This is a genomic window from Clostridium sp. AF32-12BH, assembly GCF_003477935.1.
In the GTDB taxonomy this organism is placed as follows: Bacteria; Bacillota; Clostridia; order Lachnospirales; family Lachnospiraceae; genus Brotaphodocola.
In genome coordinates, this window is sequence record NZ_QUEH01000004.1 from 160,069 (window position 1) to 185,510 (window position 25,442).

The following is a 25,442-nucleotide window of genomic DNA, read 5'->3' on the forward strand; positions in this document are numbered from 1 at the left end:
ATGAAAACACAGATTACAGGAAATATCATTGTAGTAGGCAATAACATCGATACCGATCAGATCTATCCGGGCCGTTTTCTTGCGATCACCGATCCGAAAGAGATTGGAAGTCATTGTCTGTGCGGCGTGGATGAAACCATTGCTGCGAATTTCCCGCAGGGCGGCATAGTTGTAGCCGGAACCAATTTTGGATGTGGTTCCAGCCGTGAGCATGCACCGATCGCGCTGATCAATATGGGGGCAAGTGCCGTGATCGCAGATTCCTTCGCGCGCATTTTCTTCCGGAATTCCATTAACTTAGGGTTGCCGCTCATTGTGTGCAAGGGCATCAGCAAAGAAGTGGCGGATGGTCAGGAGCTTACCCTGGACATCGAGAAAGGCACTGTTACCGTGAAGAAGACCGGAAAAGTATATCCTTGTGACCAACTTGGCGACCAGGCTATGAAAATTCTGGAAGCTGGCGGCATCAAACCGCTGATGCGCGCACGGATGGAAAAAGAGAAAGCTACGCGTTAAAAAGCAGCACATGAAACAAGAAAGGACCGAAAATCTGGTTCCGCCATGTATGGTGGGGCAGATTTTCAGTCCTTTGTCAGTTTTTTGAGATGTGTTATTGACCCAGTTTCCAGTCTTCGAGAAGCTTTAATTCAATCCGGGTTCCGTTCGAAAGAGAAAACCAGTGATCGTTGATGGCAGTTGTAGGATAAGCTTTGATCTTTTCCATGGTTTCCGGGATGGAATCGACGGCGATGGAAATGTGATCGTAACCATTCTGGCCGTCGGCGCAGATTTCTTTTGTCTCACAGAGCTGAATGCCTTCCTGATACCAGCATTTTCTGGCTGGTTTTTCTCCAATTTCCCGCCACATGTGCATGTCAAATACATCTTCAAAAAATTTCTGTGTTTCTTCATAAGAAGTGGTGCGGATTGCTGCATGATCGAGTTTTGCCATTGTATCTTCTCCTGTTTTGGTTGTGGTTCGCACAAGCGTGCCCGGGAATGTTTTTCACTTCATGTCGGGAGACGCCAGTCGACGCTATTTTGATTCTTACAATACGATAACGCATTTGGAAGTAAATAGCAAATAGAAAATAGATATGCGGCGCATACAAAATTTGATATAATGATGCTGTGATCAAAGGGCTTTTGCTTCTGTGATCCCGGAGCGTTTGCGATGGGGAATGGGATGCGCGTGAACAGTATTGAAAATGGTAAGCGGGAGTGAAAAACGGAAGTGAAAACCGGAAGAGGAAAAGGAACGGATTACAATGGAGCAGGAACTCTGGAATTGGACAGAATCAGCGGTGGAAATGATCCCGTTTGCGCTGCTGGCTGGTTTTTATAAAGAAAAAGAAATCCGCATTACAAAGCTCTCGGAGGAAGGATTTTGTTTTCGGACTGTACAAAAGATTGAAAAAATCGATACAGATTTTTTGCTTTCTTTTTATGATATGGAATGGAACCAGTACGAGGAGAGAACAGTCCGGGCAACGTGTTGGAAGCTGGAATGCCAGACGGAGTTCTTCTATATTTATGCGGTGACTGTAACGCAGGAGGATTATCGCCAGGCAGTGCGGAAGCTGTTTGGGCAGTATGATCGCTATATCCGGCTGAAGCTGGAGGAGGACGATGGACTTCTGGCGGAAACACTGACGGGGTATCCGGCAAAAAAAGATGAAGAGTTTGCAGATTCTTTTGCGGAGCAGATGCAGAACTGGTATGAAGCGACCGGGTTAAACAAAGAATGGGAAGCAGAAACGAACAAGAAATGTGCGGAAACAGGAGATGTGATGGAGTGCTCCGGGGTGGAGGAAAAGGCAAAAACGAAGCCGGAACAGGAATGCCAACGAAACTTGGAACAGGAGCAGAAGCGAAAAAGCAGCCCGGAAAATGAGCCGGAACTTGCCCTGGAACTGGACCATCCAGCGCAGTATACGGCATTTCTGGAGCAGGACTTTGCTGAATTTTTGCGTCATTACAAAACGAAAAATCCGATCATAAAACGCTGCTTTTCTCATAAAAATCCAGACCGCATTTACATCGGAAATGCATTTTGTCCGTTGTTATTTCCGGAGGAAACGGTTCTGTTTGCGATGTTAAAAAGGGCAGAAGAACAGAAGCTTGCAGTTACGCTTACGTTCTCGTATGTAAGAGAAGAACAGCTGGAATCTACGGAACTGCTCTTGCAGAAACTGGAAACATGGTGTGCTTCACAGAGGACAGAATTGGAAATTGCAGTGAATGACTGGGCCATGGCTGACATGTTAAAAGAGCGGACCAGATACTTAAAACCATGCCTTGGCACGCTGCTGAATAAGCGGAAAAAAGATCCGCGTATGGCATACAAAATGGGAGATCACAGGCTGTTGGAAGAAAACAGCCTGAATGCAGAGTTCTACCGGGATAGTCTGGAACAGCGTTTTGGAATCACACGTTTTGAATGGGAAAGCTGTGGCTATGACCAAAAGCTTCCAAATACCCGGAATCATCTGCATCTGCCCTTTTACCAGACCAATACGTCACAGTATTGTACGCTGTATGCCGGAGTCCGGCAGCGGGACAGGGGAAAACAGCAGCTGGTGACAGCGTGCGGCGGACTTTGTGAGACAGCAGGCTATCTGTATCCGGAACATTTGCATATGGTGGGGCGTGGAAACTCGTTGTTTGGAATGGATACGGATATTTTGAAACAAACCGGCATTGCAGACCAGGACTGGGAGCAGACGGTGGCATATTGCAGGAGTCATCGGATCAGCCGCCTGGTGGTGGCCTGCTGGTGGTAAGGCAGCCGGATATGGAAAACGGATTTTATGGCATCAGAGATGGATGGCTGGAATCCGATGAAAGCCTGCTTGCAAGAGGCGGAAAGAGAACAAAGCAGTGGCGAAATGAAGGATCATAGAAAAGAAAATCAGGAGACAGAAAACAGAATGAAAATCGTAGCGGGACTTGGCTCGATCGAAGAATATATCCGGTTTTGTGAGGCGGGTGCCGATGAGTTTTTTGCCGGTTATGTGCCGTATGAATGGAACCGGAAGTATGGAACGCTGATGTCGTTAAACCGCAGGGAAGTGTTCTGCAGCAATGTGCAGCTTGGCGCCTTTTCGGAACTGGAAATTTTGGCAGCCATGGTCCAGAAATACAAAAGACCCGTTCATCTGACCTTTAATGCGCTGTATTATCTGCCGGAACAATATCCGGAGATTGCGCGGATCATAAAGAACTGTATGAGACTCGGATACCGGACGTTTATTGTGGCAGATCCGGCATTGATCCTGTATCTGCGGGAGCATCAGATCGATTGTCAGATTCATTTAAGCGGCGAGACCGGGGAAGTAAACAGCCGTATGCTTTCTGCCTTTCAGGAATATCAGATACAGCGGTTGATTTTTCATAGAAAGAACAGTTTTTCGGATATGGAATCCGTAATTCAGCATGGAAAACAGGATGGAAAAACACTGGAATATGAGGCGTTTGTGTTAAATGAACTGTGCCAGTTCAGCGGGGCATTCTGCAATTCTTTGCACTGTGATGAGATGGGCTATCTGTGCCGGGTTCCGTACCGTCTGGGACCGATTCGGCCGGGAAACATGTCCATAAATACCGTGGAAACAGAAAAGCGGGATGGAATGGAGCGTTGCGACAGCGAAGAAGCATACGGAGAAGATGGTTATCTCTGTGGTGCTACTGGCTGCGGTCTTTGTGCATTAGATCAGCTTCAAAAAGCCGGAATCACGCATCTGAAACTGGTCGGACGGGGGAATTATGTGGATTTTATGGAGCGGGATATCCGGAATCTGAAGAGAGTGCTGGATATTTTGCAGGAATCGGCTGGTTCTGCCTGCAAAACAAACATGAAAACGGAATTATTTCCTCATGGCTGCAGCGGAAACTGTTATTACCGGGAAAGTGCCACATAAAAAGCCGCAGTTTGTTCCGGGTGACGGAACGAACTGCGGCTTTTCGCATTCCTGCCAGGAAAGCACCAGCGGCATATCTGCTGATCCTGGCGCGAAAGGATGAAAGAAAGGCTGTATCAGTTTCCCATACTTTCGTGGATCAGTTTCAGGACACCGGCCAGATCGTTGGCATTTACCTGTCCTGGTGCGGAAGCTTTTCCAACGGAGCCGAAGGTCAGGGCAGAGCCGAAGACTTCTCCGCAAAGGCGGCTGATCATGCCGACTGGTCCCATGGACATGGTGATGAGCGGGCGTGTGGTACGGCGGTCCATTTCTTCGGTAGCGGAAAGAAGGGTCAGTACATCTTTCCGGGACTGCGGCATAACAGCAATCTTTAAAACATCTGCCCCCATCTGGTCCATTTTACCAAGAATCGAGAGAATTTCTTCCTGTGCCGGGGTGGACTGGAAGTTGTGGCTGGAAGCGACAACCGGGACTCCAGCGCTGTGGGCGGTGTCCAGGATGGTGCGGACCACATCATCGCCGGTAAAAATCTCAACATCGACCAGATCTGCAAGACCGCTTTGGGCTACCTGGCAGTTCAAATGCTGGTAGGATGCCGGGGAGATCTCTTTTTCGCCGCCTTCTTTTTTGGAGCGGAACGTAAAGAGTACCGGGATGCTGCCAAGGACTTCATGAAGTCCCTGAAGAACGTGCTTTGCAGCTTCCGGGTCTTCTGCCTGGTCAAAATGGTCGCAGCGCCATTCTATAATGTCCGGGTAGGACGCCAGGGCATTTTTGGCTGCAGCAAGAATGGAATCATAGGTATGTTCTACAATGGGAACACAAATTTTCGGAATACCATCGCCAAGCTGGATGGTTCCGACGGTAACTGGTTGTTTCATAGGAATCCCTCCTGAACTGTAAATTGAATTTTTGTAAATCTGCTTCGTCTATTATAGCAATGATGGAATGTATTTGCAAACAGGAATGTTTGTTGCTGTTCACGCGTTGCGCAAACAGCAACGGATTTTGCCGATGCTTCGCATTCCGAATCGGCAAAATCTGCTGCCATAGCGGTATCGTACGGAATTTTCAGTTCAGAAAATTCCTACCCATGTACAGTAACGAATGTTTCGAAAGCACATTGTGAAACAGATGTCAAGTCTTGAATGAGAATATTCCCTGCTATATAATGGGAATCCATAGAAAACAAAATATTACGGTTTGCGCAGCGCGTGAACCGTAATATCAAATTTTACAGACAGGTGAGGGATATGAATAAAAAGAATTTTGAAACAGTATTGGAACAGTACATGGGTCGTCTGGCAGGACTTGAAGCGGCAGATGACAGCGATCAGGTTTATAAATGGCGCGCTGTGGGGTGTTTTAAGCGGTTTTGGAATTTGAATGCGGCTGATTTTGCCGGAATGTTTGAAAAAGCGATGCAGGAAGCGGGAAATCTTCTGGACGATGCAGCCATGCAGCCGGTAGCGGGACTCCGGATGCTGCTTGCCAGAGAACCGGAAGTGGAGTACGTGCGGGAATGCTTCCGCTTTTTATTCAGTGATGACGGCGGGGATCTGCAGAAACGTCAGGACCGCGCAGATTTCTTTGCAGATAAGATCAATGAGCGCATCCGTTATTATGAGCGCGGCACGAAGAAGTATCTCCAGAACCGGGATCATGTTATTTATTACCTGAATCTCTGGAAACCGGAGGAAAACTATATGTTTGACGCAGCCTCCGCTCCCGGATGGGCAGCATGCACGGAGTTTGACGGGGATTTTGGCAGCAAGAATTTTTCTCTGGAGAGCTACTACCGGATGTGCGATGAGGTTCTGGAAGAAATCCGTGAAAATGAGGAGCTGACAGGTCTTTACAGCAATCTGTTTGAAGAAGAGCTGGACGGTTACGATGACCAGCTTCATATTCTGGTATACGATCTCATGGATTGCGCAAGTCTGTACCGTTATTATGCCGGTATGGAGATTCGCAAGGTGCCGGGAAAAGAACGCACGAAAGCGGCGGAGGCCAAGGCGGCACAGGAAAAGTTGAAGCAGGAGATCGCATTAAAGGAAGCACGCTTAAAGGAACTGCAGGAAAAGCCGGTGAATCTGCCGGATGTAGTTGGAAAGCCGGTAAGCCATAAGACTTATGGAACGGGTATTGTCCAGTCCAATGACAATGGAACGCTTCTGGTTCATTTCGAGAAGGCAGATAAAAAGTTCAAGTACCCGTCCGTGTTTACCCAGGGCTTTTTAAGCTTTGCAGGGGAAGAAACACAGACCGGGGAAATGGCAGAGTTTGAGGCAGACCAGAAGAAGAAAGCTGCGTTGGAGAAAGAACTCGCGCAGTTGAAGAAAACACTGGGAAGCATTACTTTATAAAATCCTACAAAAAACAGGCATTCGCATGATTAGCGGTGCCTGTTTTTTGGGCTTTTAACGTGTTTTGTTATGTACCTTTCTTTTCCAATAGTCCCACGGCCATCCAATGAGGCAGATAAGTGCAAAGGTGGCGACTGCCAGGGCAAACGTAGAAAGCCTTGTCGGCATCCATTCCATCGGTTTTAATTCCACGCCGGTCGTGCGCAGAATGACTTCCACAAAGAAGTATAAAGCGAAACTCTGAATGGAAAACAGCAACATGGAACGGCGGCCGCAAAACTGCCAGAATCTGGAAAATACACTGCCCGAAAGAGCCGGACGGGCAGCCATGCGGGCGGCAAGAAGCAGTGCGGCAATGCCGGAAAACGCAGCTGCAAAGTAGTATGGCGGAGCGGTGTAGCGGCAGTCGCAAAGATTCACATAGTCGCTGAGCTTTGGACCGAAAAAGAAGCTTAAGACCAGAAAAAACGGAATCAGAAAACCGGCATAAGGTTCCATTTTTTCGAGAAGCTTTTCGCGGTTTGCGTAGTATCCGGCAATCAAAAATACGGCTGCGCAGAGCGCGGAATCCAGTTTCCAGGGAAGCCGGTTCATGACTGGAATGAGCGGATCAGCAAGGCGGATGTAAGTTCCTGCAAGAACCAGAACCACCAGGGCGTAACAGCGCACGGTCAGGGAGCGCCGGTCAAAAATCTTCAGCCAGATGAGGGCATACAATCCGGCAAAAAACAGTGCCGGGAGGAACCATAACTGTCCCACATAGATCTGCTGGGGCTGTCCATAGTAGAAGATCCAGGTCAGGATGTGCTTCCAGCCGTATTCGTTGAGTACAAGATGATAATACGGGCGGATAGTGCAGATGGCCAGGGCGGTCAGCGTGATCGCAAAATAAGGAAGGATGAGAGTCCTTCCTCTTTTTTTGATGTAATCCATGCAGGTGTTATATTTTTCCGGACGGAAGGTCATGCCGGAGAGAAAGAAAAAGGCCGGCATGTGGAACGCGTAGATCCACCGGAATATGGTGTGGTGCATGGTCACGACATGACCCAGTACCACCAGAAACAGCGCAAAGCCCTTGGCAATATCAATATCACTTCTTCGTGTTGTACTCATTTGTAATGTTTCCCCCAGTAACAGAAAAATATCTGCCAAAGAAACAGCGCTTTGGCGTAAGCATGTGCAGGGCACCTGTGTTGCTGCTTTTTAGTCTATGGAAGGGCATGCGCAGCTGTCCCGTTCGATCAGCTGGTGCGGTACCAGAATCTTGGTGGCTGGAAGCCCCGGGCGCTCGATATGGCTGATCATCTGTCCGGCGGCTTCTATGCCGAGCTGACAGGAATTGATATCGATCGAGGTCAGCTGCGGTGAGGTGAGACGCGCAAACAGGGAATTATTAAAGGAAAGAATGGAAAGGTCCTCTGGAATGGACAGTCCGGTTTCCGTACAGATGCGTTCCAGCGTCAGTGCAAGGATATCATCGCTGACCACGATCGCGGTGGGACGGTCGGCTGACTCTAATAATGCGTGGACCGGAGTGTAGCCTTCTGCCGTGATGGAGGGCAGTTCCAGACAGTATTCCGGTTTTGGTAAAATTCCATGGCGTGCAAGGGCAAGCTGATACCCATTTTTTCGGTCAGCGGAGAAAATCAGGCTGTTGTCCACACCGAGGTAGGCAATCTTACGGTGTCCAAGCTGGTACAGGTATTCGGTTGCCTCGTCTCCGGCGAGCAGATTGTCGTTGTCGATGTAAATGGTCTGGTTTGCATATTGGCAGGCTTTTCCGATGAGCACGTAGGGAAGCTTTTCCCGGTGGAGAAATTCGATAACCGGGTCATTCTGTCTGGAGTAAAGCAGGATAAAGCCGTCTGCCTGACCGATGCGTGTCATGGAGCGGACCGCTTCCAGCACTTCGTCCTCGTCCTGACCGGTCACAATGGTGTTGATATATTGCTGCTGGTTGCAGACCTGGCTGATACCGCGGATCGCTTCCAGGTAAAAGGAGTTTTCGTAAACCTCACGTGCGGAGACGGGTAAGATGATTCCGATGGTGCGCGTGTTGCGGGATGCAAGGTTGCTGGCCTGAAAATTGGGTTCATAGCCCAGCTCTTTCATGGCACTGCGCACTTTTTGCTTGGTTTCTTCGCTGATGGAAGGACTGTCTTTGCAGGTGCGGGAAACCGTAGAAGCGGATACCCCGGCCAGTGCAGCTACATCTTTGATGGTTACGGACATCGGTGCTGCTTCCTTTCTATATAGATGTGTTTCTCTTTCAAGTGTTTGTTATGTCAGTTTTGGGTTCGGCTGTTTTGCCGCAGTTCACGTATGTGGGCATAGCTGCTGAACCGTTATGCTGCTTCTTATTTTACGGGATTGCAGAAAAAAAGTCAACGATACTATGCAAATACATGCAAAAGTTGCATAAAAAATAGAAACAAAAATTTCTGGACATTCCGCACAAAACAAAAGCATAAAAGTTGTGAAAATCAGAGAATCCACGCGAAATAAAAGAATGTTATTGCATTCTTTGTGCAAACCGGATATAGTTAATGCAAACGGTTGCATAGATTGCGCAAATAATAACGCATGGCAGAAAAAGCGCAGGAAGAATCGGACAGCAAGTGCCAGGGCGTACGCAAACGCGATCAGGAATGCAGCCAGAGAAGATGAGGGGGATTTTTTATGAAGTGCAGTAAGATTTTCTCTCCGATGACGGGAGAAGCCGTTGGGCTGGAACAGGTTCCGGATCCGGTGTTTGCCCAGAAAATCGTTGGGGATGGCATGGCGGTGATCCCGTCTGAGGGAAATATTGTAAGCCCGGTAGAAGGAGAAGTAATCTCCGTGGCAGATACCAGACATGCATTTGGACTGCGCACGGCAGAGGGACTGGAGCTTTTGATCCATGTGGGTCTTGAGACGGTTCATTTAAACGGTGCCTGCTTCCAGGTGTTTGTGAAACCGGGAGACCAGGTAAAAGCAGGAGATCGCCTGGCAGCAGTTGACCTGAAGTATTTAAAACAGCACAACATCAACCCGGTGACGCCGGTTCTGGTGTGCGGCGGCATGGAAGGCAAGAAACTTTGTCCGACAGAGGGTGCTGTGAAAGCGGGGGAGACTGTGCTGATGCAGGTGGAAGCAGGAAACGGGGAAAATGCAGATGCAGCAACTGGGAAAACCGCAGGCGCAGAAGCAGTGAACGCAAACCAGACAACAGCTTCAGCAGACCACAAAACAACAGACAAAAAAGCGGCGAATGAAAACAATGCAAAGGAAGCAGCAGACCAGGCAGAAATCACAGCTGGCAGCAGCCAGAACCCGAAAAAGAAACCGGCCTTAAGCTTTAACTTCGATTTCCTTCAGAAGCTCGGCAAGGTTTTGATGACAGTTATCGCGGTGATGCCGGCAGCCGGTTTCATGATCAGCCTTGGTAAGCTGGTTCAGATGGGTGGGGCAGATCTGTCCGTCCTGATGACGATCGGAAGCACGATGGAAAATATCGGCTGGGCTGTGATCAACAATCTGCATATTTTGTTTGCGATCGCAATCGGCGGTTCCTGGGCGAAGGAGCGTGCAGGCGGTGCATTTGCGGCGATCATTACTTTTATTTTGATCAACCAGATCACGGGTTCCATTTTTGGTGTAACCTCCGCGATGTTAAATGACCCGGATGCAGTGACCCATACGCTGTTTGGACAGGAAATCCTGGTAAATGGTTATTTCACTTCCGTTCTTGGCGCACCGGCTCTGAATATGGGTGTGTTTGTCGGAATCATTTCCGGTTTTGCAGGTGGTGTGATCTACAACCGTTATTACAATTTCCGCAAATTGCCGGATGCGCTGGCATTCTTTAACGGAAAACGGTTTGTTCCGATGGTCTGCATTGCCTGGTCTGTGATCATTTCCCTGGTCCTGGCCGTGATCTGGCCGGTGGTACAGTCTGGCATTAACGCGTTTGGTGTGTGGATCGCGAATTCTTCTTCCACATCCCCAATCCTGGCCCCGTTTATCTACGGAACCCTGGAGCGTCTGCTGCTGCCGTTTGGCCTGCACCATATGCTGACGATTCCGATGAACTATACTTCCTTTGGCGGAACCTATACCATTGCAACCGGTATCAATGCCGGAACCCAGGTGTTTGGCCAGGATCCGCTGTGGCTGGCATGGGCAACCGACCTGATTAACTACAAGAATTCCGGTGATATGGCAGCGTACCAGAACCTGCTTACCACCGTGACCCCGGCCCGCTTCAAGGTCGGCCAGATGATCGGTGCGACCGGTCTGCTTCTTGGAATCGCCCTGGCGATGTACCGCAGAGTCGATGCGGATAAGCGTCAGAATTACCGTTCCATGTTTGTTTCCACGATTTTAGCAGTATTCCTGACTGGCGTTACCGAGCCGCTGGAATTTATGTTTATGTTCTGCGCACTGCCGCTGTATGTGGTTTACGCAGTACTGCAGGGATGCGCTTTCGCTATGGCCGGTGTGATCCACCTGCGTCTCCATTCTTTTGGAAACCTGGAATTTTTTACCCGTATCCCGATGTCCATCAAGGCTGGTTTGGGCGGTGACCTGATCAACTTTGTGATTTGCGTTGTGGTATTTTTCGTGATCGGCTACTTTGTGGCATACTTTATGATCGGAAAATTCCAGTTCGCAACCCCGGGACGCCTCGGCAATTATACCGATGAAGGTGCAGCTGACGATGGCGCAAAGTCTGTGGGCGGCAGCGGAAATAAGCCGGAGAATGGAAATACAGCCGGAATGTTGCCGGAAAATGGAAACGGAGCTGGAAGTAACAGCGGTGCCGATAGCAGCAATGGCAAAAACGGCGGAAATGGCACCGGGGCAGCAGGCAGCAGTCAGGCCGAGCGCATCATTGCACTTCTCGGTGGGAGAGAGAACATTGTTCTGGTCGATGCCTGCATGACCCGCCTGAGAGTCACGGTAAATGATCTGGACAAGGTTGCCGAACTGCCGGAGTGGAAAAAAGAAGGCGCACTGGGACTGATCAAAAAAGACCAGGGAATCCAGGCTGTTTACGGACCGAAGGCCGATGTCTTAAAGTCGGATATCAACGATATTCTGTGATACCAGGGTCGAAAGGTCAAAAATCCGATGCAAGAGGATTTTTGAACCAAATTCTGTAGGAAAAAGAGGAAACATTCATGAAACTGATCACACTCAATACGCACAGTCTGATCGAGGAGCACTATGAGGAAAAATTATGTGCCTTCGCAGACCTGATCTGCAAAGAAAAACCGGATATCCTGGCCATGCAGGAGGTCAACCAGCTGGCCAGCGAAAAAATCCTGCCGGATGAGATGTTCCCGGGATTTGTGCGCTGCAGCGGTTTTTCCCTTCCACTTCGGCAGGGAAACCATGCGGCGCGGCTGGCAAAGCTGCTTTCGGCGCGCGGTCTTTCATATTCCTGGACCTGGATCTCGGCAAAGCTTGGCTATGATCGTTATGATGAAGGGATGGCATTGTTTAGCTTAAGAGCGATCGCGGATACCGATCAGTTTCAGATCAGCCGGTCTTCGGATTACCATTACTGGAAGACCCGCCGGGTGCTTGGCATCCGCACGAAAGAGAATCCGGATACCTGGTTTTACACCGTCCATATGGGCTGGTGGGAAGATGAGGAAGATCCGTTTGCCGGACAGTGGGAAACCTTAAACCGGAAACTCCGGGAACAGGGAAGACTGTCTGGAACCGGAAGGGTCTGGCTTCTTGGCGATTTTAACAGTCCGTCCGCGGTTCATGGTGAGGGCTATAGCCTGATCCGGCAGAGCGGCTGGCTGGATAGTTATTGTCTGGCACAGAAGAAAGACGATGGCGCAACCGTGGATCATGTGATCGATGGCTGGAGGGAACGGATGGCAGAAGGGGAGAGCTGCCGTCTGGATTATATGTTCAGCAGCCGCCCGGAAATGGTCGTGCAGAGCCGTGTGATCTGCAATGGAACGTTTTATCCGGTGGTATCCGATCATTTCGGCGTGATGATTGAGACAAAATAATAAGGGAGTATTTTAAATATGAACAGATCAGCAGGAATTTTACTGCCGCTTAGCAGTCTGCCGTCCAAGTACGGCATTGGATGTTTTTCAAAAAGCGCCTATGAATTTGTGGACTGGTTAAAGGAAGCCGGGCAGAGCTACTGGCAGATCCTTCCGCTCGGACCGACCAGCTACGGGGATTCGCCGTATCAGTCCTTTTCCACATTTGCGGGAAATCCGTATTTTATCAGTCTGGAGGCCCTGATTGAGGAAGGGGTTCTCACAAAAGAGGAATGCGATGCCGTCGATTTTGGAAAGAAGGAGCGGGATATTGACTATGAAAAACTGTATCTGGGCCGTTACCCGCTGCTTCGGAAAGCGTATGAGCGCAGTCACATCCACGAAAATTCAGATTACCAGAAATTTGTGGCAGAAAACAGCTGGTGGCTTTCCGACTATGCGCTTTTCATGGCAGTGAAAGACCGGTTTGATGGCGTGGAATGGACCAAATGGGCAGAAGATATCCGCCTGCGCTGGGGCAATGCGATGGACTATTACCGCCGGGAACTGTATTTCGACATTGAGTTCCAGCAGTATCTGCAGTACCAGTTTTACCGCCAGTGGAATCAGTTAAAGACTTATGCCAATGAACGTGGTATCCAACTGATCGGCGACATTCCGATCTACGTTTCCATGGACAGTGCCGATGCCTGGGCGCATCCGGAACTGTTCCAACTAGATAGCGAAAATGTGCCGGTGGCTGTGGCAGGCTGCCCGCCGGATGGTTTTTCAGCCGATGGACAGCTCTGGGGAAATCCACTTTATCGCTGGGAGTATCATCGGGAGACGGGGTATCAGTGGTGGATCTCCAGACTGGCGCACTGCTTCCGGTTGTATGATGTAGTACGAATCGATCACTTCCGTGGCTTTGATGAATATTATTCGATTCCTTACGGAGAAACTTCTGCGATCCATGGTCACTGGGAAAAGGGACCGGGTATCGATCTCTTCCGTAAGGTGGAGCAGGCACTTGGCTGGAAACAAGTCATTGCGGAGGATCTGGGTTATGTGACTGATTCCGTGCGCAGACTGGTGCAGGAGAGCGGTTTTCCGGGCATGAAGGTGCTGGAGTTTGCATTTGATTCCCGGGATTCCGGCTGCGCCAATGACTATCTGCCGCACAACTATCCGGAAAATTCCGTGGCCTATACCGGAACCCATGACAATGAGACGCTTGCCGGATGGTGGAAGAGCATCACTTCGGCTGAGCAGAAGATGGCGCGGGATTATCTCTGCGACCAGTACACGCCGCAGTCGAAGCTTGGAAAATCGTTCATCAGTCTGATCCTGAGAAGCCGTGCGGCACTCTGCGTGATCCCGATCCAAGACTATATGGGACTCGACAACCGCAGCCGCATCAATAAGCCGTCCACCGTGGGAACGAACTGGAGATGGCGCCTTGGGGAAAATGACCTGACGGAAGACCTAAAGGACGAGATCCGGGGTATGACGCTGCGTTACGGAAGGATGAACTGGGGTTGAAAAAGAACCCAAAAGCCTGTATAATTAGGAACAGTGCAGCCAGAAGACATTTTTATTTGCCAATGCGTAAACAAAAATTTTGAACTGCTGCAGTTCAGGCCGCGATCAGGCGGCTGAAAAATAGAAAGACAGGCGGATCCGTATGGCTGAATATCCGTGAACAGGAACGAATATACAGTATGGCCGCGGACAGGAGAGTAGCGAAATGAGTGAAGCAAAGGACAGACTGCTTGCGCAGATGAAAGATGCAGAGGGAGCCGTTTATGCACTGATATCCGGATTTACCAAAGAACCTTATGTAGAATGTGACAAAGAGACTTACGACGACAAGGTGTTTGTTTACCTGTCAGAGGATGCAGCCAAAGCGAGAGCCGAAGAATTGAAGGCAGACAAAATTGCAGTGGGGGTTGCGAAGATCCTTGCAAATCATATGCTGTTATTCTTTACGAACCTTTATACCATGGGGGTAAATGCCCTGGAAATCTATTATGATGATCAGAAAGAACTGCTCCAGATCGATGAATTTGCAAAGCGCAGGGAGAATCCGCAGCTGGAAGAAGGCAAGAAGTGGATCGAGAATCCGCAGCTTCATCTGACGGCTCTGTATTTTGCACAGGAGATCCGCAGACCGAAAGAGCTTCAGGATCCGAAACGTATGGCACAGCTCCAGGAAGAAATGGCTGCAGATTTCATGAAGAGCGAATTCATTTTTGCACTGCAGCAGGATGGCAAGGGCACCCCGCTTGTGAAGCTGAATACCGGGGACAAATACCAGCTGGTATTTACCGATGCAGTAGAGTTCAGCCGCTTTAACCGCAACAATGCGTTCAAGCCGGTGATCGTCGGCGCTGCCCAGCTTCCGAAGGTATTAGACAAAGAGGCAAAGGGCGTTGTCTTAAATATTATGGGTGTTAACCTTCCGCTTGCAGTGAATCGTCCGGTTCCGGCTCCGGTTGATCCGGCGGCTGCAGCACAGGCAGCTTCGGACCAGGCAATCGCACAGGCAGCTTCCGCAGCGCTTCAGAGACAGGCCGCAGAGAAGAAGAACAATTAACAACTTGTTAAGATTTGTGAAAATTGGAAAAAAGCATAGCGGTTTCTGGAAAAATCTGCTATGCTTCCTTTATAAGAGAAAGGGAGTAGCTGACAGGCTGCCAGCCATGGCAGATGTTTGCAGAACCGTCAGTACGGTTTCGAAGATACGAAACCCGGTTTGTGACTAAGCAGCGAGACTTTCACCGTATAACCAGAACAGGTGCGGTGGGAGCCTCGTTTTTTATATGATAGGAAATTGCGTCCTATCATATAAAAATGCTCCGCGAGGAAGCGCACTCGGCGCAAAGGTAGATGGTTGCTGAAGCAACCGCGCCTCGGCGCGAGAATGTGCCAAGGCACATTCTTTTTTGTTTTCTATTTACAGACCCCACCGGCCGGCAAAAGAGGAGGAACGACTATGAAAATGATCATGGAATTGTTATTGCTTGCAGGTGGATTTTTTATGCTCGTGAGGGGAGCGGACTGGTTTGTGGATGGAAGCTCGGGAATTGCAGACCGTTTCGGGGTACCGCAGCTGGTGATCGGTCTGACGATCGTTGCCATGGGAACCAGCGCGCCGGAAGCGGCGGTCAGCATTACGGCAGCGCTGAAGGGGAATGCGGAGATCACCATTGGAAATATTGTGGGGAGTAATATTTTAAATATTCTGATCATTTTGGGTATTACAGCCACGATCACGACGTTAGCTGTGGCAAGATCAACGGTACGGATTGAAATCCCGTATATGATCTTCATCACGGTGGTGCTGCTTTTGGCTGGCATGAGCGGCAATGTTGTAGGACGTGGGGAAGGAGCCATGCTGTGGGTTTTGTTCCTCATCTATCTGGGTTACCTGTTGTACATGGCCATGAATGGAAGGGAAGAGGCGGTAAAAGAGCAGGAAATGGTGCCGCTTTGGCGGATGTTTCTGGGTGCGCTTATTGGACTTTTTCTGATTGTGGCAGGAAGCGACGTAACGGTGAATGCGGCTACGGAAATTGCAAAACTGATGGGAATGAGTGAGCGCTTTATCGGTCTTACCATTGTTGCACTCGGCACGTCCCTGCCGGAACTGTTTACTTCGGTGTCCGCTGCATTAAAAGGAAAAGCCGATATTGCCATCGGAAACATTGTGGGAAGCAATATTTTTAATATTTTGTTTGTAGTTGGAACGGCAGCGCTCATTACACCGGTAAGTTTTCAGCCGAATTTCCGGATGGATACCGTGGTTGCAATCGGAGCGGCTGTGCTGCTTTTTCTTGGAACGTTCCGGAAACAGAAACTCGGCAGAGGCATTGGCATTTTGATGCTTCTGTGCTACACTGCATATTTTGCGTGGTTAATTTTGTAAATTCAAATAAAATGTAAGAAAACCGTCAGGTGCATTTGCTTGACGGTTTTTCAGACGGCTTCTATAATGGGACATATATCTGTCGGGGCAGTACGTTCCTGCAAGGAAGGGCGCCTGGTGTACGCTGTGCAGCCGGGAAACTGTTTCGGGTGTGTGTTGACTCGTTTAGGAGGATGATTATGAAAATAAGCTGGAAAAGAAATGCAAAGAGTGCTGTGTTTGCGATTGGGGCCGCTCTTTTATGGCCTGTCAGTGCCTATGCAAATGAAACAACCTTTGTATCTGGGACCTCGGTCAACGGTCTGGGCATCAGCAATATGACTGTAGAGCAGGCGACGCAGCGTGTTGCGGATTTTTACGCCAGTGATTATAAACTTACGATCAGGGAAAAAGGCGGAAAGACGGAAGTGATCACGGGACCGGAAATTGGCTTTTCGGTTGGACTGCCGGAAGGATATCTGCAGCAGATCCTGGATGAACAGAATGCATCCGGACGGATTTCCGGACCAGACGCAGACAATAAGCACCGCACTGAGATGACAGGAAGCTTTGACCAGGCAGCGCTTGATGCAAAGATTGGAAGCTTAAATGCCATCAGCGGCAGCAGCATTGTTACAACGGCAGATGCATACGTATCCGGATATCAGGAGGGTCAGCCTTTTACCATCGTCCCGGAAGTACGTGGCAACAACGTGGACCGCGAAAAGACAGCGCAGCTCATCCGCGATGCCGCAGCAAAGGGCGAGACTGAGGTGGACCTGGAAGCAGCAGGCTGCTACTATACACCTTCTGTCACCAAGGATGATGAAGCATTAAAGACGCTCTGTGACACCATGAACCAGTGCCGGGAGATGACGGTCACCTATACCTTTGGAGAGCAGAGCGAAACACTGGATTCCGCCTCAATCTGTTCCTGGATCACGGGAAGTGCAGAGGGGCAGATCCAGCTTGATATGGAAAAAGTCCGTGCGTATGTGAAGACCCTGGCAGATAAATACGATACTGCCGGGACTGCACGGACCTTCCACACCGCGACGGGAAGAGATGTCAGCGTGAGCGGATCTTTTGGATGGAAGATCGATCAGGCAGCAGAAGCAGATGCGCTTGCCGCAGTCATCCGCACGGCCCAGTCCCAGAGCCGGGAGCCGGTCTATGCGTCTCGTGCAGTGGACCGCAGTGCGGCAGAATGGGGAACGACTTATGTGGAGGCCGATCTGACTGCCCAGCATGTCTACATGGTAAAAGAGGGGGCGGTTGTCTGGGATGCACCCTGTGTCACGGGAAATGTCTCCAAGAATTACACAACACCTCCGGGACTTTACAGCCTGACGTATAAGCAGCGGGATCGTGTACTGCGCGGACAAAAGCAGGCGGACGGCAAATATGAATATGAAACACCGGTATCTTACTGGATGCCGTTTAACGGAGGCATTGGCTTCCATGACGCGAACTGGCGCAGTAAATTCGGCGGGACTATTTACCAGACAAGCGGAAGCCATGGATGCGTGAACCTGCCGCCGGAAAAGGCAGCGGCGCTTTATGATCTGGTTTATACGGGAATTCCGGTCATCTGCTACAATTAAATGGCATTGTAAGATCACATGGTGTGAAAACGACCGGTATCATGGGGCAAATATCGCTGCACCCGACAGGATTATCATTATTATATAGAAAGATTAGAATTTGATTTATGGAAACAGAGAATCAGCAGGCGGGCTACGGCCGCAGCCGCGGAAAGTGGAACAGAAAGAAGCAAAAGGAAAGACTGGCTCAGAAGGAAAGCCGGAAACCGGAGAATTTGTCAAAGCAGCAGAGCGCTCTGGGAGGGCCGCAAGGACAGAACCCGGAACAAAAAAACAATGGAAAAACCGTTGCCGTTATAGCGGGTACGGCGATTCTGGCTGTGGTGATTGTAGCCGGAGCCGTTTATGCAGTTTTAGGACAAAAATATAAGCGGGTTTATTTTCCAAATACGACGATCAATGGTCTGGATGTCTCCGGTCTTACTCCGGAGGAAACCAAAGACCGCATCACGGCAGAAACCAGCGGTTATACCCTGACATTACAGGAACGCGGAGAAAAAAACGAGGTCATAAACGGAAGTGATATCGGGTTTCATCCGGAATTCGATGGAACCCTAGAGCAGATCTTGGAAGACCAGAGTGTTCTGGCATGGGGATTTCATATCGGAAGATATGTGGATTACACCATCGATACCATGGCGGTGTTTGATGAAACAAAACTTTTTGAAGTGGTATCCGGACTTGCGTGTCTAAGTCCGGAACAGGTTGTTGAGCCGCAAAATGCCTACATATCGGATTATATCTCTGGAACCGGATATGAGATTGTACCGGAAGAGGAGGGGGCAAGTCCAGATATGGAGCTGCTCTCATCTGCTGTGCATGAGGCGATTCTGAATTTCCAGGAAACACTTTCGCTGGAGGATGCGGGCGTCTATAAAAAACCGCAGATTACGGCGGAAGATGAGGCATTGAATGCGGAGCTTGCAGCCTGGAACAAGTATGTGCAGACCAGCATAACGTACCGGTTTGGCAGCAAGAGCGAGATCTTGGACGGGGAAAAGATCCACACCTGGCTCGTGAGCGATGGACAGGGTGGTGTTTCCCTGGATGAGACAAAGATCGCTGAGTATGTGTCCTGGCTGGCACAGAATTATAATACTGCGTATAAACCGAAAACCTTTCAGACTTCTTACGGTCAGAGTGTGACCATAAGCAAGAGTGTATACGGCTGGAAGATCAATCAGAGCGAGGAAACAGCTGCATTAAAGCAGCTCCTTCTTTCCTGTGAGAGTCAGGAGCGGGAACCAGTTTACAGCCAGACGGCGGCATCCCACGACGGAAACGATTACGGAACAACCTACGCGGAAATCAATCTGACGGCGCAGCATATGTTTTTCTATAAGGAAGGAAAGCTGGTCGTACAGTCTGATTTCGTGTCGGGAAATGAATCCCGTGGATGGAGTACCCCGGCGGGCGTATATCCGCTGACCTATAAGCAGAGAAATGCCACATTAAAAGGGGAAAACTATTCCACTCCGGTATCTTACTGGATGCCGTTCAATGGTGGGATCGGTATGCACGATGCCTACTGGCGTTCCAGCTTCGGAGGAAAAATCTACAAGACAAACGGCTCCCATGGCTGTATCAACCTGCCTCCGGCAGTGGCCAAGACGGTTTATGAAAATATTTCAGCTGGGATGCCGGTGATCTGTTATCACTTAGACGGAACCGGCGATGGAAAGACCAGTACGGCAGCACAGAACGGAACGGAAGGAAGTACCCAGCCGACTACGGCAGCCCAGACTCCGGCAGAAACGAAGCCGCAGCAGACAGAAGGTGGGAAGGCGGCAGAGACAAAACCACAGTCACAAAGTGGAGGAAATGGCCAGTCGTCACCGCATGAGAGCAGCACCCAGCCGACGAGCGCTGCACAGACCCAGCCGGGTACGGCATCGCAGCCACAGTCAACATCTGCAGCAGCCCAGCCGACGACAGCCGCGCAGGCACAGCCGGGAGGAGCCGCGCCGCCGACCACGGCTGCACCGCAGCAGCAGCCGTCAAACAATGCAGCTGGCTCCGGTGGAGCCCAGGCATATCCGGGGCAGAACGGCGCGTCCCAGAACACTCCATCCGGAAATTCCCAGTCCGGACCTGGGAGCAGTTCTGGTGGAACACAGCGTACGCCGGGGGCGTCGGGAAATACTCCGGCAGGACCTGGAAGCACACCGGGGACTGGTACGGGAGCATCTCCGTCTCCGGCACAGATTCCGGGGCCTGGTGGACAGTAACGGAAGTTTTATTGTGACGGAATTATCATGGAAAAAGAAAGCAATTGACAAAGCCACAGGCGGGTTGTATGATAAAAAAAGCAAAAAAATCATAAGATACGCAAAAAAGAAAGCAAAGAAGCCTTCAAACAAGGGATTTCTTTGCTTTCTTGATGCACGAGGAGGAAACATTATGAAAAAAAGTGCAAAAAAATTAATGGCAGCTGCTATGGCAGCCCTGATGGCAGCATCCATGACTGCATGCGGCGGCAGCAAGACCGAGACCACTGCAGCAGCAGACACCGCAGCAGCTGAGAGCAAGGCAGATGCAGCAGAGACCACCGCAGCTGGTGAGACCGAGGCAGCAAAAGACGGCGAGAAAAAAGTATTAAAGGTAGCGATGGAGTGTGCTTACGCACCATACAACTGGACCCAGCCGGATGATTCCAACGGTGCCGTTCCGATCGCAGACAGCAACGAGTACGCTTACGGTTACGATGTCATGATGGCAAAGAAGATCTGTGAAGAATTAGGCTATGATCTTCAGATCGTCCGTCTTGACTGGGATTCCCTGATCCCGGCGATCCAGTCCGGTCAGGTTGACTGTGTGATCGCAGGTCAGTCCATCACTGAGGAGCGTCTGCAGGCCGTTGACTTCTCAGAGCCGTACTACTATGCAACGATCGTTACCCTGGTAAAACAGGATGGCAAGTACGCAAATGCAACCAGCGTGGCAGACTTAGCTGGCGCAACCTGTACTTCCCAGCAGAGCACGATCTGGTATCAGAACTGCCTGCCGCAGATCCCGGACGCCAACATCCTGGCTGCAACCGCAAGTGCACCGGATATGCTTATGTCCTTAAATGCAGACAAGTGTGACCTGGTTGTAACCGACCAGCCGACTGGTAAAGGCGCTTTGGTTGCTTATCCGAACTTCAAGATGCTTGAGTTTGGCGGCGGCGACAACGACTTCCAGGTAAGCGATGAGGATATCAACATCGGTATCTCCATGAAGAAGGGCAACACCGAGTTAAAAGAAGCCATCGACAGCGTCCTCACCAAGATGACCAAAGACGATTTCTCTGCCATGATGGACGAGGCAATTTCCGTTCAGCCGTTAGCTAACTAGGATTGCGCTTCAAATAAAGCGAATCTGGAGAACGAAGTTATATCATTCCTGCAATGATGCAGGGCTGCAGACGCGTCATTTGGCGCGTCTGTGTAGTTACAGTTATTGAATATTCAGAGGAGAAAGTATTATGCCAACAGACTTTTTCGGCCGTGTAATGGTCGTATTCCAGAGATACGGAATGTCTATGCTGCAGGGTGCAGGAGTCAGCATCCGCATTGCGCTGGTGGGTACCCTGGTGGGCTGCATCATTGGTTTCGCAGTGGGTATTGTGCAGACCATTCCGGTTGAAGCAAAAGACAACCCGGTAAAAAAGGTAGTTTTGTGGATCATTAAGCTGATCATGAATGCCTACGTGGAATTCTTCCGCGGAACCCCGATGATGGCGCAGGCCATGTTTATCTATTATGGTATGCTTCCGCTTTTAGGCTTAAACTTAAGCATGTGGCAGGCAGCCTACTTTATCCTGTCCATCAACACCGGTGCGTACATGGCTGAGACCGTCCGCGGCGGTATCCTTTCCATTGACCCGGGCCAGACTGAGGGCGCAAAGGCCATCGGCATGACCCATGTACAGACCATGCTGTATGTCATTCTGCCGCAGGCACTCAGAAACATCATGCCGCAGATCGGCAACAACCTGATCATCAACATCAAGGACAGCTGCGTGCTTTCCGTCATCGGTGTGGCAGAGCTTCTGTACAAGACGAAATCTGCTGCAGGTGCGCTGTACATGAACTTTGAGACCTACACCATCACCATGATCGTGTACTTTATCATGACCTTTACCTGCTCCCGCATCCTGCGGTGGCTGGAGAACCGCATGGACGGTTCCGACAACTACGATCTGGCAACCACGGATACCCTGGCACACACCAGCGGCATGTACCGTTATGAAGAGAAAAAGAAGGAGGAAGACTAACGATGGCAGAGAATCATGTATTGGAAATTCGTCATTTGAGCAAATCCTTCGGCAAGCATGTAGTCCTGCGTGACATTGACTTTACCGTAGACACTGGCGATGTAACCTGTATCATCGGGGCATCCGGTTCCGGTAAATCCACGCTGCTTCGCTGCATCAACATGCTGGAGACTCCGACCACCGGAGAAATCCTCTATCATGAGAAGGACATCACCGACAAGGGTGTGAATGTTCCGGCATACCGCTCCAAGGTAGGCATGGTCTTCCAGAGCTTTAACCTGTTTAACAACCTGACCGTTCTGGAAAACTGCATGATCGGTCAGACCAAGGTGTTAAAGCGTTCGAAGGAAGACGCAAAGGCCATGGCCATGAAATACCTGGAAAAGGTAGGCATGGCACCATACATCAACGCAAAGCCGAAGCAGATTTCCGGCGGACAGAAGCAGCGTGTGGCAATCGCCCGCGCTCTGGCAATGGAGCCGGAGGTGCTGTTGTTCGATGAACCGACGTCCGCACTCGACCCACAGATGGTAGGCGAGGTACTGGCGGTTATGCGTACCCTCGCAAAGGAAGGTATCACCATGATCATCGTAACTCATGAGATGGCCTTCGCACGTGATGTCTCCAACCATGTGGTATTCATGGCGGACGGAGTCATCGAAGAGGAAGGAAAGCCGGCAGATATCTTCGGCAATCCGCAGAAGGCAAAGACACAGGAGTTCTTGAGCCGGTTTATTCAGGGGTAGGAATTTTAGAATAAAACAAGTAAGGTCCGGAAATAAAAGAGACCGTTTTCCTATATTTTCACATATCGTTGTTTGCTTGCTTTCACAACACGTGTTCGCCTGCATCGGATTTCATCCGCTGCATTCGGACGCGTGTGTTCAAGAGGCAAACAACCTGATATGTTGAAAATACCGGAAAACGGTCTCTTTCATTTCCTACTTCTTGTCTCTGTCGCAGCAGGTGTGGTTAGCTACTACATATGCAAATGGCTGGATAGAGATAAATAGGGTAGCAACAGCATAAACGGAATAGTTCACCGCGACGAACAAGAAAAACCCAGAGGGGTCTAATCCTCTGGGTTTTTCGCTTGCCTTATGGAATCTTCTCACTTTCCTTAGCTGTCTACAGCATATTCTATTTTTCTTAAATTGTCAATATGTAATCAAAATCCTGTGAACAGTAACAAATCATCTGTTTTTATAAGAATAACTTCCACAGTGCGATTAGAACGGATGCCACAGCAACGATCCGCTTTAAGAGCTTCTGATTGATGCGGGCGGCGTTGCGGCTTCCGAAAAAGACACCGATGCCATGTGCAATCAGAAGGATTGGAAGCAGCATCCACATTTCTTTATTGCCTGCGGCGTGCATCAGGTAACCGGAGGCAGCTACCAGGGCAATGGCGATCGAGTCAAAGAGTGCCACGCCGACTGCGGTATGCACTGGAAAGCCGATGACAGTTAACAGCGGCATAACCAGAACCGGGCCGCCTGCGCCGGAGGCGGCACAGATTGCGCCGGTCACGATGCCAAGCAGCACGTAGAGCAGATTTTTTTTGAGGTCGGCTTTTGCTAAGCGGCGGCTTTTATCACCGGCTGGCGGATCTTTCCGGAGAAGAATGGAGATTCCGGAGAAGAGTACGACCAGATACAAGAGCACTTTTATGGTGGATTCCGGGATCAGAAGGTTGATCTTCACCCCAAAGATCGCACCGATCAGACTTCCAAGGGAAAGCACCAGGGCCGGGCGGATTTCCAGATTCCCTGCGCGGTAAAAGTTTATGGAGCCGATGATGCCGGATACCAGAAACGCAGAAAAGCTCAAAGCCAGGGCCTCAGAAGAGGGCATGTTTAAAAATCCAGTGTAAAACATGGGAAGCAGGAATCCGGCAATGCCGGTCAGACCCACGCAGGCACCGACAACGATGTTTAACAGGATCATCAGAAACAGGGAAGTCATGATCATAGTGAAATTACCTTTCTTTTAAATATCGCTCTGCGTCATCCAGAATCCGTTCCTCATCCAGTGTCAGAACCTCGCGGTTTTTCATCAGGAGCTGTCCGTCTACAGCCATATCGCAGACATCGGCCGCTGTTACACATTCTAGCAGAGTATTGACCAGATTTCCAGTCGGATAGAGGTGTGGCTGACGAAGGTTGATCGTGATAAAGTCAGCTTTCTTTCCGACTGCGATCACACCGCTGTCTTCCTGCATCAGGCGATAGCCGTCTTTTGTGGCCATGGAGAGAATCTGCTTTGCAGGCATAATGGACGGATTGCCCTGGGCGACACCATGTTTTGCGTTCATAACCGAGCGGAAAATTTTCATCTCATTCCAGAGACTCAGGCCGCCGTGTGCGGCACCGTCGGTGCCGAGGCCAACGCAGATTCCCTGCTCCAGAAGAGCCGGTGTATCCGGGACACCTTTGCCGCAGTTGCTGAACGGACAGTGGCAGACTTTGACATCCCGGTCGCTAAGCAGTGCCTTTTCGTGTTCAGAAAGCATCAGGCTGTGCGCGCCGATAAAACGATCATTTAAGACACCGAGTGAATCCAGATACTCGTATGGGCGCATCTGGACGCGCTGCAAAAAGAAATTGACTTCTCCGGCATATTCGTTCATATGGGCCTGTAAAAGAGCCTGGCGTTCATTCGCATGCTCCGAAGTCTGTTGGATCAGCGGTTCGGAACAGGAGATTAAGGAGCGCAGGGCATAGGCGGGCTTCAGCCGTGGGTCATCTTTGCAGAATTCATAGAAATCATCGGCCAGGCGTACCGCCTCCTCCGCTGTAGTGGCGATAGAAGCGGGAAGTCCTTTCTCATCCATGGTAGACAGGGAAAGGACACCGCGCAGACCGGATGCACGATAGACCTTTACGGCTTCTTTCATATAGTAACTTCCGGCGTCAATGAACGCTGTGGTGCCAGAGCGGATCATCTCCAGGGCGGCAAGCTCAGCGCTTAAGCGCATGGTTTCCGGAGTCAGGGTACTTTCAAAGGGAAGCATGATGCGGGTCCAGATCATGGGGAGCTCATCCAGTACGCGTCCCTTTAAAAGCTGCTGACCGGTGTGCATGTGGCAGTCGGCCAGGCCGGGCATGAGAAGCTTGCCGCGGCCGTTTAGAAGGTTCGCGGGGGTGTCGGAGACCGCCAGGTTTTGAGAACTGCTTGCCTGTCTGGAGCTGGCGGGGCTGTAACCGGCCTGGCCAGAGCCGTTTTCGTTGGTTGCCAGACTTGCAGCAGCACAGGCTGCGCTTTCTGAGAAATCTTTCTCTGCCGGTGCAATGCCGGAAAACCGTCCGTCTGTGACATCCACATTCTGGTCTTTTAAAATGGTTCCGTCCTCTAAAAGAACGGACACATGGGTAATACGCAAATCAGCCAT

At 50.2% G+C, this 25,442-nt stretch carries 20 protein-coding genes; 14 read left to right on the plus strand and 6 right to left on the minus strand.

Annotation, left to right across the window (positions count from 1 at the left end):
• Entirely contained in the window at positions 1–516 is a 516-nt protein-coding gene (locus DWZ40_RS05415; protein WP_118541483.1) for a 3-isopropylmalate dehydratase small subunit, read from the plus strand.
• 94 nt (positions 517–610) lie between these two features.
• Here DWZ40_RS05415 and DWZ40_RS05420 read toward each other — a convergent pair whose 3' ends face one another.
• Positions 611–952: a VOC family protein gene (locus tag DWZ40_RS05420; RefSeq protein WP_118541485.1), complete on the minus strand. Its 342-nt coding sequence runs from the start codon at positions 950–952 to the stop codon at positions 611–613.
• A gap of 316 nt (positions 953–1,268) precedes the next feature.
• Between DWZ40_RS05420 and DWZ40_RS05425 the strand changes: the two genes are divergently transcribed.
• Together DWZ40_RS05425 and DWZ40_RS05430 are read left to right on the plus strand one after the other, a co-directional pair.
• On the plus strand, positions 1,269–2,783 hold the full coding sequence (locus tag DWZ40_RS05425) for a hypothetical protein (protein ID WP_118541487.1): 1,515 nt from the start codon (positions 1,269–1,271) through the stop codon (positions 2,781–2,783).
• 27 nt (positions 2,784–2,810) lie between these two features.
• The gene (locus tag DWZ40_RS05430) at positions 2,811–3,920 is read left to right on the plus strand and encodes a U32 family peptidase (RefSeq protein ID WP_347560050.1); all 1,110 of its coding nucleotides are present in this window, start codon (positions 2,811–2,813) and stop codon (positions 3,918–3,920) included.
• A gap of 116 nt (positions 3,921–4,036) precedes the next feature.
• Here DWZ40_RS05430 and aroD read toward each other — a convergent pair whose 3' ends face one another.
• Positions 4,037–4,804, minus strand: coding sequence for a type I 3-dehydroquinate dehydratase (gene aroD / locus DWZ40_RS05435; protein ID WP_118541489.1), 768 nt, complete (start codon positions 4,802–4,804; stop codon positions 4,037–4,039).
• Positions 4,805–5,176: 372 nt separating this feature from the next.
• Between aroD and DWZ40_RS05440 the strand changes: the two genes are divergently transcribed.
• The gene (locus DWZ40_RS05440; protein WP_118541491.1) at positions 5,177–6,289 is read left to right on the plus strand and encodes a hypothetical protein; all 1,113 of its coding nucleotides are present in this window, start codon (positions 5,177–5,179) and stop codon (positions 6,287–6,289) included.
• Between the two features lie 54 nt (positions 6,290–6,343).
• Here the strand turns inward: DWZ40_RS05440 and DWZ40_RS05445 are convergent, their stop codons facing one another.
• Positions 6,344–7,402 (minus strand): acyltransferase family protein, encoded by a 1,059-nt coding sequence (locus DWZ40_RS05445; RefSeq protein WP_118541492.1) that lies wholly within the window; start codon positions 7,400–7,402, stop codon positions 6,344–6,346.
• 90 nt (positions 7,403–7,492) lie between these two features.
• The gene (locus tag DWZ40_RS05450) at positions 7,493–8,521 is read right to left on the minus strand and encodes a LacI family DNA-binding transcriptional regulator (protein WP_118541494.1); all 1,029 of its coding nucleotides are present in this window, start codon (positions 8,519–8,521) and stop codon (positions 7,493–7,495) included.
• Between the two features lie 447 nt (positions 8,522–8,968).
• Between DWZ40_RS05450 and DWZ40_RS05455 the strand changes: the two genes are divergently transcribed.
• From DWZ40_RS05455 to DWZ40_RS05500, 10 genes are all read left to right on the plus strand, one after another.
• Complete coding sequence (locus tag DWZ40_RS05455) at positions 8,969–11,374, plus strand: PTS transporter subunit IIBC (protein ID WP_118541496.1); 2,406 nt, start codon at positions 8,969–8,971, stop codon at positions 11,372–11,374.
• A gap of 77 nt (positions 11,375–11,451) precedes the next feature.
• Complete coding sequence (locus tag DWZ40_RS05460) at positions 11,452–12,303, plus strand: endonuclease/exonuclease/phosphatase family protein (protein WP_118541498.1); 852 nt, start codon at positions 11,452–11,454, stop codon at positions 12,301–12,303.
• A gap of 18 nt (positions 12,304–12,321) precedes the next feature.
• Positions 12,322–13,824 (plus strand): 4-alpha-glucanotransferase, encoded by a 1,503-nt coding sequence (malQ, locus tag DWZ40_RS05465; RefSeq protein ID WP_118541500.1) that lies wholly within the window; start codon positions 12,322–12,324, stop codon positions 13,822–13,824.
• Between the two features lie 205 nt (positions 13,825–14,029).
• Positions 14,030–14,878, plus strand: coding sequence for an SseB family protein (locus DWZ40_RS05470; RefSeq protein WP_118541502.1), 849 nt, complete (start codon positions 14,030–14,032; stop codon positions 14,876–14,878).
• Between the two features lie 399 nt (positions 14,879–15,277).
• Positions 15,278–16,210 carry a calcium/sodium antiporter gene (locus DWZ40_RS05475; RefSeq protein ID WP_118541504.1) on the plus strand — a complete coding sequence of 311 codons (933 nt, stop codon included), beginning with the start codon at positions 15,278–15,280 and terminating at the stop codon, positions 16,208–16,210.
• A gap of 179 nt (positions 16,211–16,389) precedes the next feature.
• Positions 16,390–17,793 carry a L,D-transpeptidase family protein gene (locus DWZ40_RS05480; RefSeq protein WP_243035213.1) on the plus strand — a complete coding sequence of 468 codons (1,404 nt, stop codon included), beginning with the start codon at positions 16,390–16,392 and terminating at the stop codon, positions 17,791–17,793.
• Between the two features lie 107 nt (positions 17,794–17,900).
• On the plus strand, positions 17,901–20,021 hold the full coding sequence (locus DWZ40_RS05485) for a L,D-transpeptidase/peptidoglycan binding protein (protein ID WP_118541508.1): 2,121 nt from the start codon (positions 17,901–17,903) through the stop codon (positions 20,019–20,021).
• A gap of 172 nt (positions 20,022–20,193) precedes the next feature.
• Entirely contained in the window at positions 20,194–21,129 is a 936-nt protein-coding gene (locus DWZ40_RS05490; protein ID WP_118541721.1) for a transporter substrate-binding domain-containing protein, read from the plus strand.
• Between the two features lie 130 nt (positions 21,130–21,259).
• Positions 21,260–22,051, plus strand: coding sequence for an amino acid ABC transporter permease (locus DWZ40_RS05495; RefSeq protein ID WP_118541510.1), 792 nt, complete (start codon positions 21,260–21,262; stop codon positions 22,049–22,051).
• A 2-nt stretch (positions 22,052–22,053) separates the two neighbouring features.
• Positions 22,054–22,797, plus strand: a complete 744-nt coding sequence (locus DWZ40_RS05500; RefSeq protein WP_118541512.1) for an amino acid ABC transporter ATP-binding protein — start codon at positions 22,054–22,056, stop codon at positions 22,795–22,797.
• A 457-nt stretch (positions 22,798–23,254) separates the two neighbouring features.
• On the opposite strand, the gene DWZ40_RS05505 is transcribed toward DWZ40_RS05500, so the two are convergent.
• Both DWZ40_RS05505 and DWZ40_RS05510 read right to left on the minus strand, forming a co-directional pair.
• Positions 23,255–24,022, minus strand: coding sequence for a sulfite exporter TauE/SafE family protein (locus DWZ40_RS05505; protein WP_243035215.1), 768 nt, complete (start codon positions 24,020–24,022; stop codon positions 23,255–23,257).
• A 7-nt stretch (positions 24,023–24,029) separates the two neighbouring features.
• Positions 24,030–25,442 (minus strand): amidohydrolase family protein, encoded by a 1,413-nt coding sequence (locus tag DWZ40_RS05510; protein ID WP_118541514.1) that lies wholly within the window; start codon positions 25,440–25,442, stop codon positions 24,030–24,032.

Coding starts and splice junctions, on each gene's coding strand:
- DWZ40_RS05445 (WP_118541492.1), bottom strand. CDS start 7,402: ATGAGTACAACACGAAGAAGTGATATTGATATTGCCAAGGGCTTTGCG.
- DWZ40_RS05480 (WP_243035213.1), top strand. CDS start 16,390: ATGAAAATAAGCTGGAAAAGAAATGCAAAGAGTGCTGTGTTTGCGATT.
- DWZ40_RS05475 (WP_118541504.1), top strand. CDS start 15,278: ATGAAAATGATCATGGAATTGTTATTGCTTGCAGGTGGATTTTTTATG.
- DWZ40_RS05455 (WP_118541496.1), top strand. CDS start 8,969: ATGAAGTGCAGTAAGATTTTCTCTCCGATGACGGGAGAAGCCGTTGGG.
- DWZ40_RS05490 (WP_118541721.1), top strand. CDS start 20,194: ATGAAAAAAAGTGCAAAAAAATTAATGGCAGCTGCTATGGCAGCCCTG.
- DWZ40_RS05425 (WP_118541487.1), top strand. CDS start 1,269: ATGGAGCAGGAACTCTGGAATTGGACAGAATCAGCGGTGGAAATGATC.
- DWZ40_RS05495 (WP_118541510.1), top strand. CDS start 21,260: ATGCCAACAGACTTTTTCGGCCGTGTAATGGTCGTATTCCAGAGATAC.
- DWZ40_RS05420 (WP_118541485.1), bottom strand. CDS start 952: ATGGCAAAACTCGATCATGCAGCAATCCGCACCACTTCTTATGAAGAA.
- DWZ40_RS05505 (WP_243035215.1), bottom strand. CDS start 24,022: ATGATCATGACTTCCCTGTTTCTGATGATCCTGTTAAACATCGTTGTC.
- DWZ40_RS05500 (WP_118541512.1), top strand. CDS start 22,054: ATGGCAGAGAATCATGTATTGGAAATTCGTCATTTGAGCAAATCCTTC.
- DWZ40_RS05440 (WP_118541491.1), top strand. CDS start 5,177: ATGAATAAAAAGAATTTTGAAACAGTATTGGAACAGTACATGGGTCGT.
- DWZ40_RS05470 (WP_118541502.1), top strand. CDS start 14,030: ATGAGTGAAGCAAAGGACAGACTGCTTGCGCAGATGAAAGATGCAGAG.
- DWZ40_RS05415 (WP_118541483.1), top strand. CDS start 1: ATGAAAACACAGATTACAGGAAATATCATTGTAGTAGGCAATAACATC.
- DWZ40_RS05510 (WP_118541514.1), bottom strand. CDS start 25,442: ATGGCTGATTTGCGTATTACCCATGTGTCCGTTCTTTTAGAGGACGGA.
- aroD (WP_118541489.1), bottom strand. CDS start 4,804: ATGAAACAACCAGTTACCGTCGGAACCATCCAGCTTGGCGATGGTATT.
- malQ (WP_118541500.1), top strand. CDS start 12,322: ATGAACAGATCAGCAGGAATTTTACTGCCGCTTAGCAGTCTGCCGTCC.
- DWZ40_RS05485 (WP_118541508.1), top strand. CDS start 17,901: ATGGAAACAGAGAATCAGCAGGCGGGCTACGGCCGCAGCCGCGGAAAG.
- DWZ40_RS05430 (WP_347560050.1), top strand. CDS start 2,811: ATGGCATCAGAGATGGATGGCTGGAATCCGATGAAAGCCTGCTTGCAA.
- DWZ40_RS05460 (WP_118541498.1), top strand. CDS start 11,452: ATGAAACTGATCACACTCAATACGCACAGTCTGATCGAGGAGCACTAT.
- DWZ40_RS05450 (WP_118541494.1), bottom strand. CDS start 8,521: ATGTCCGTAACCATCAAAGATGTAGCTGCACTGGCCGGGGTATCCGCT.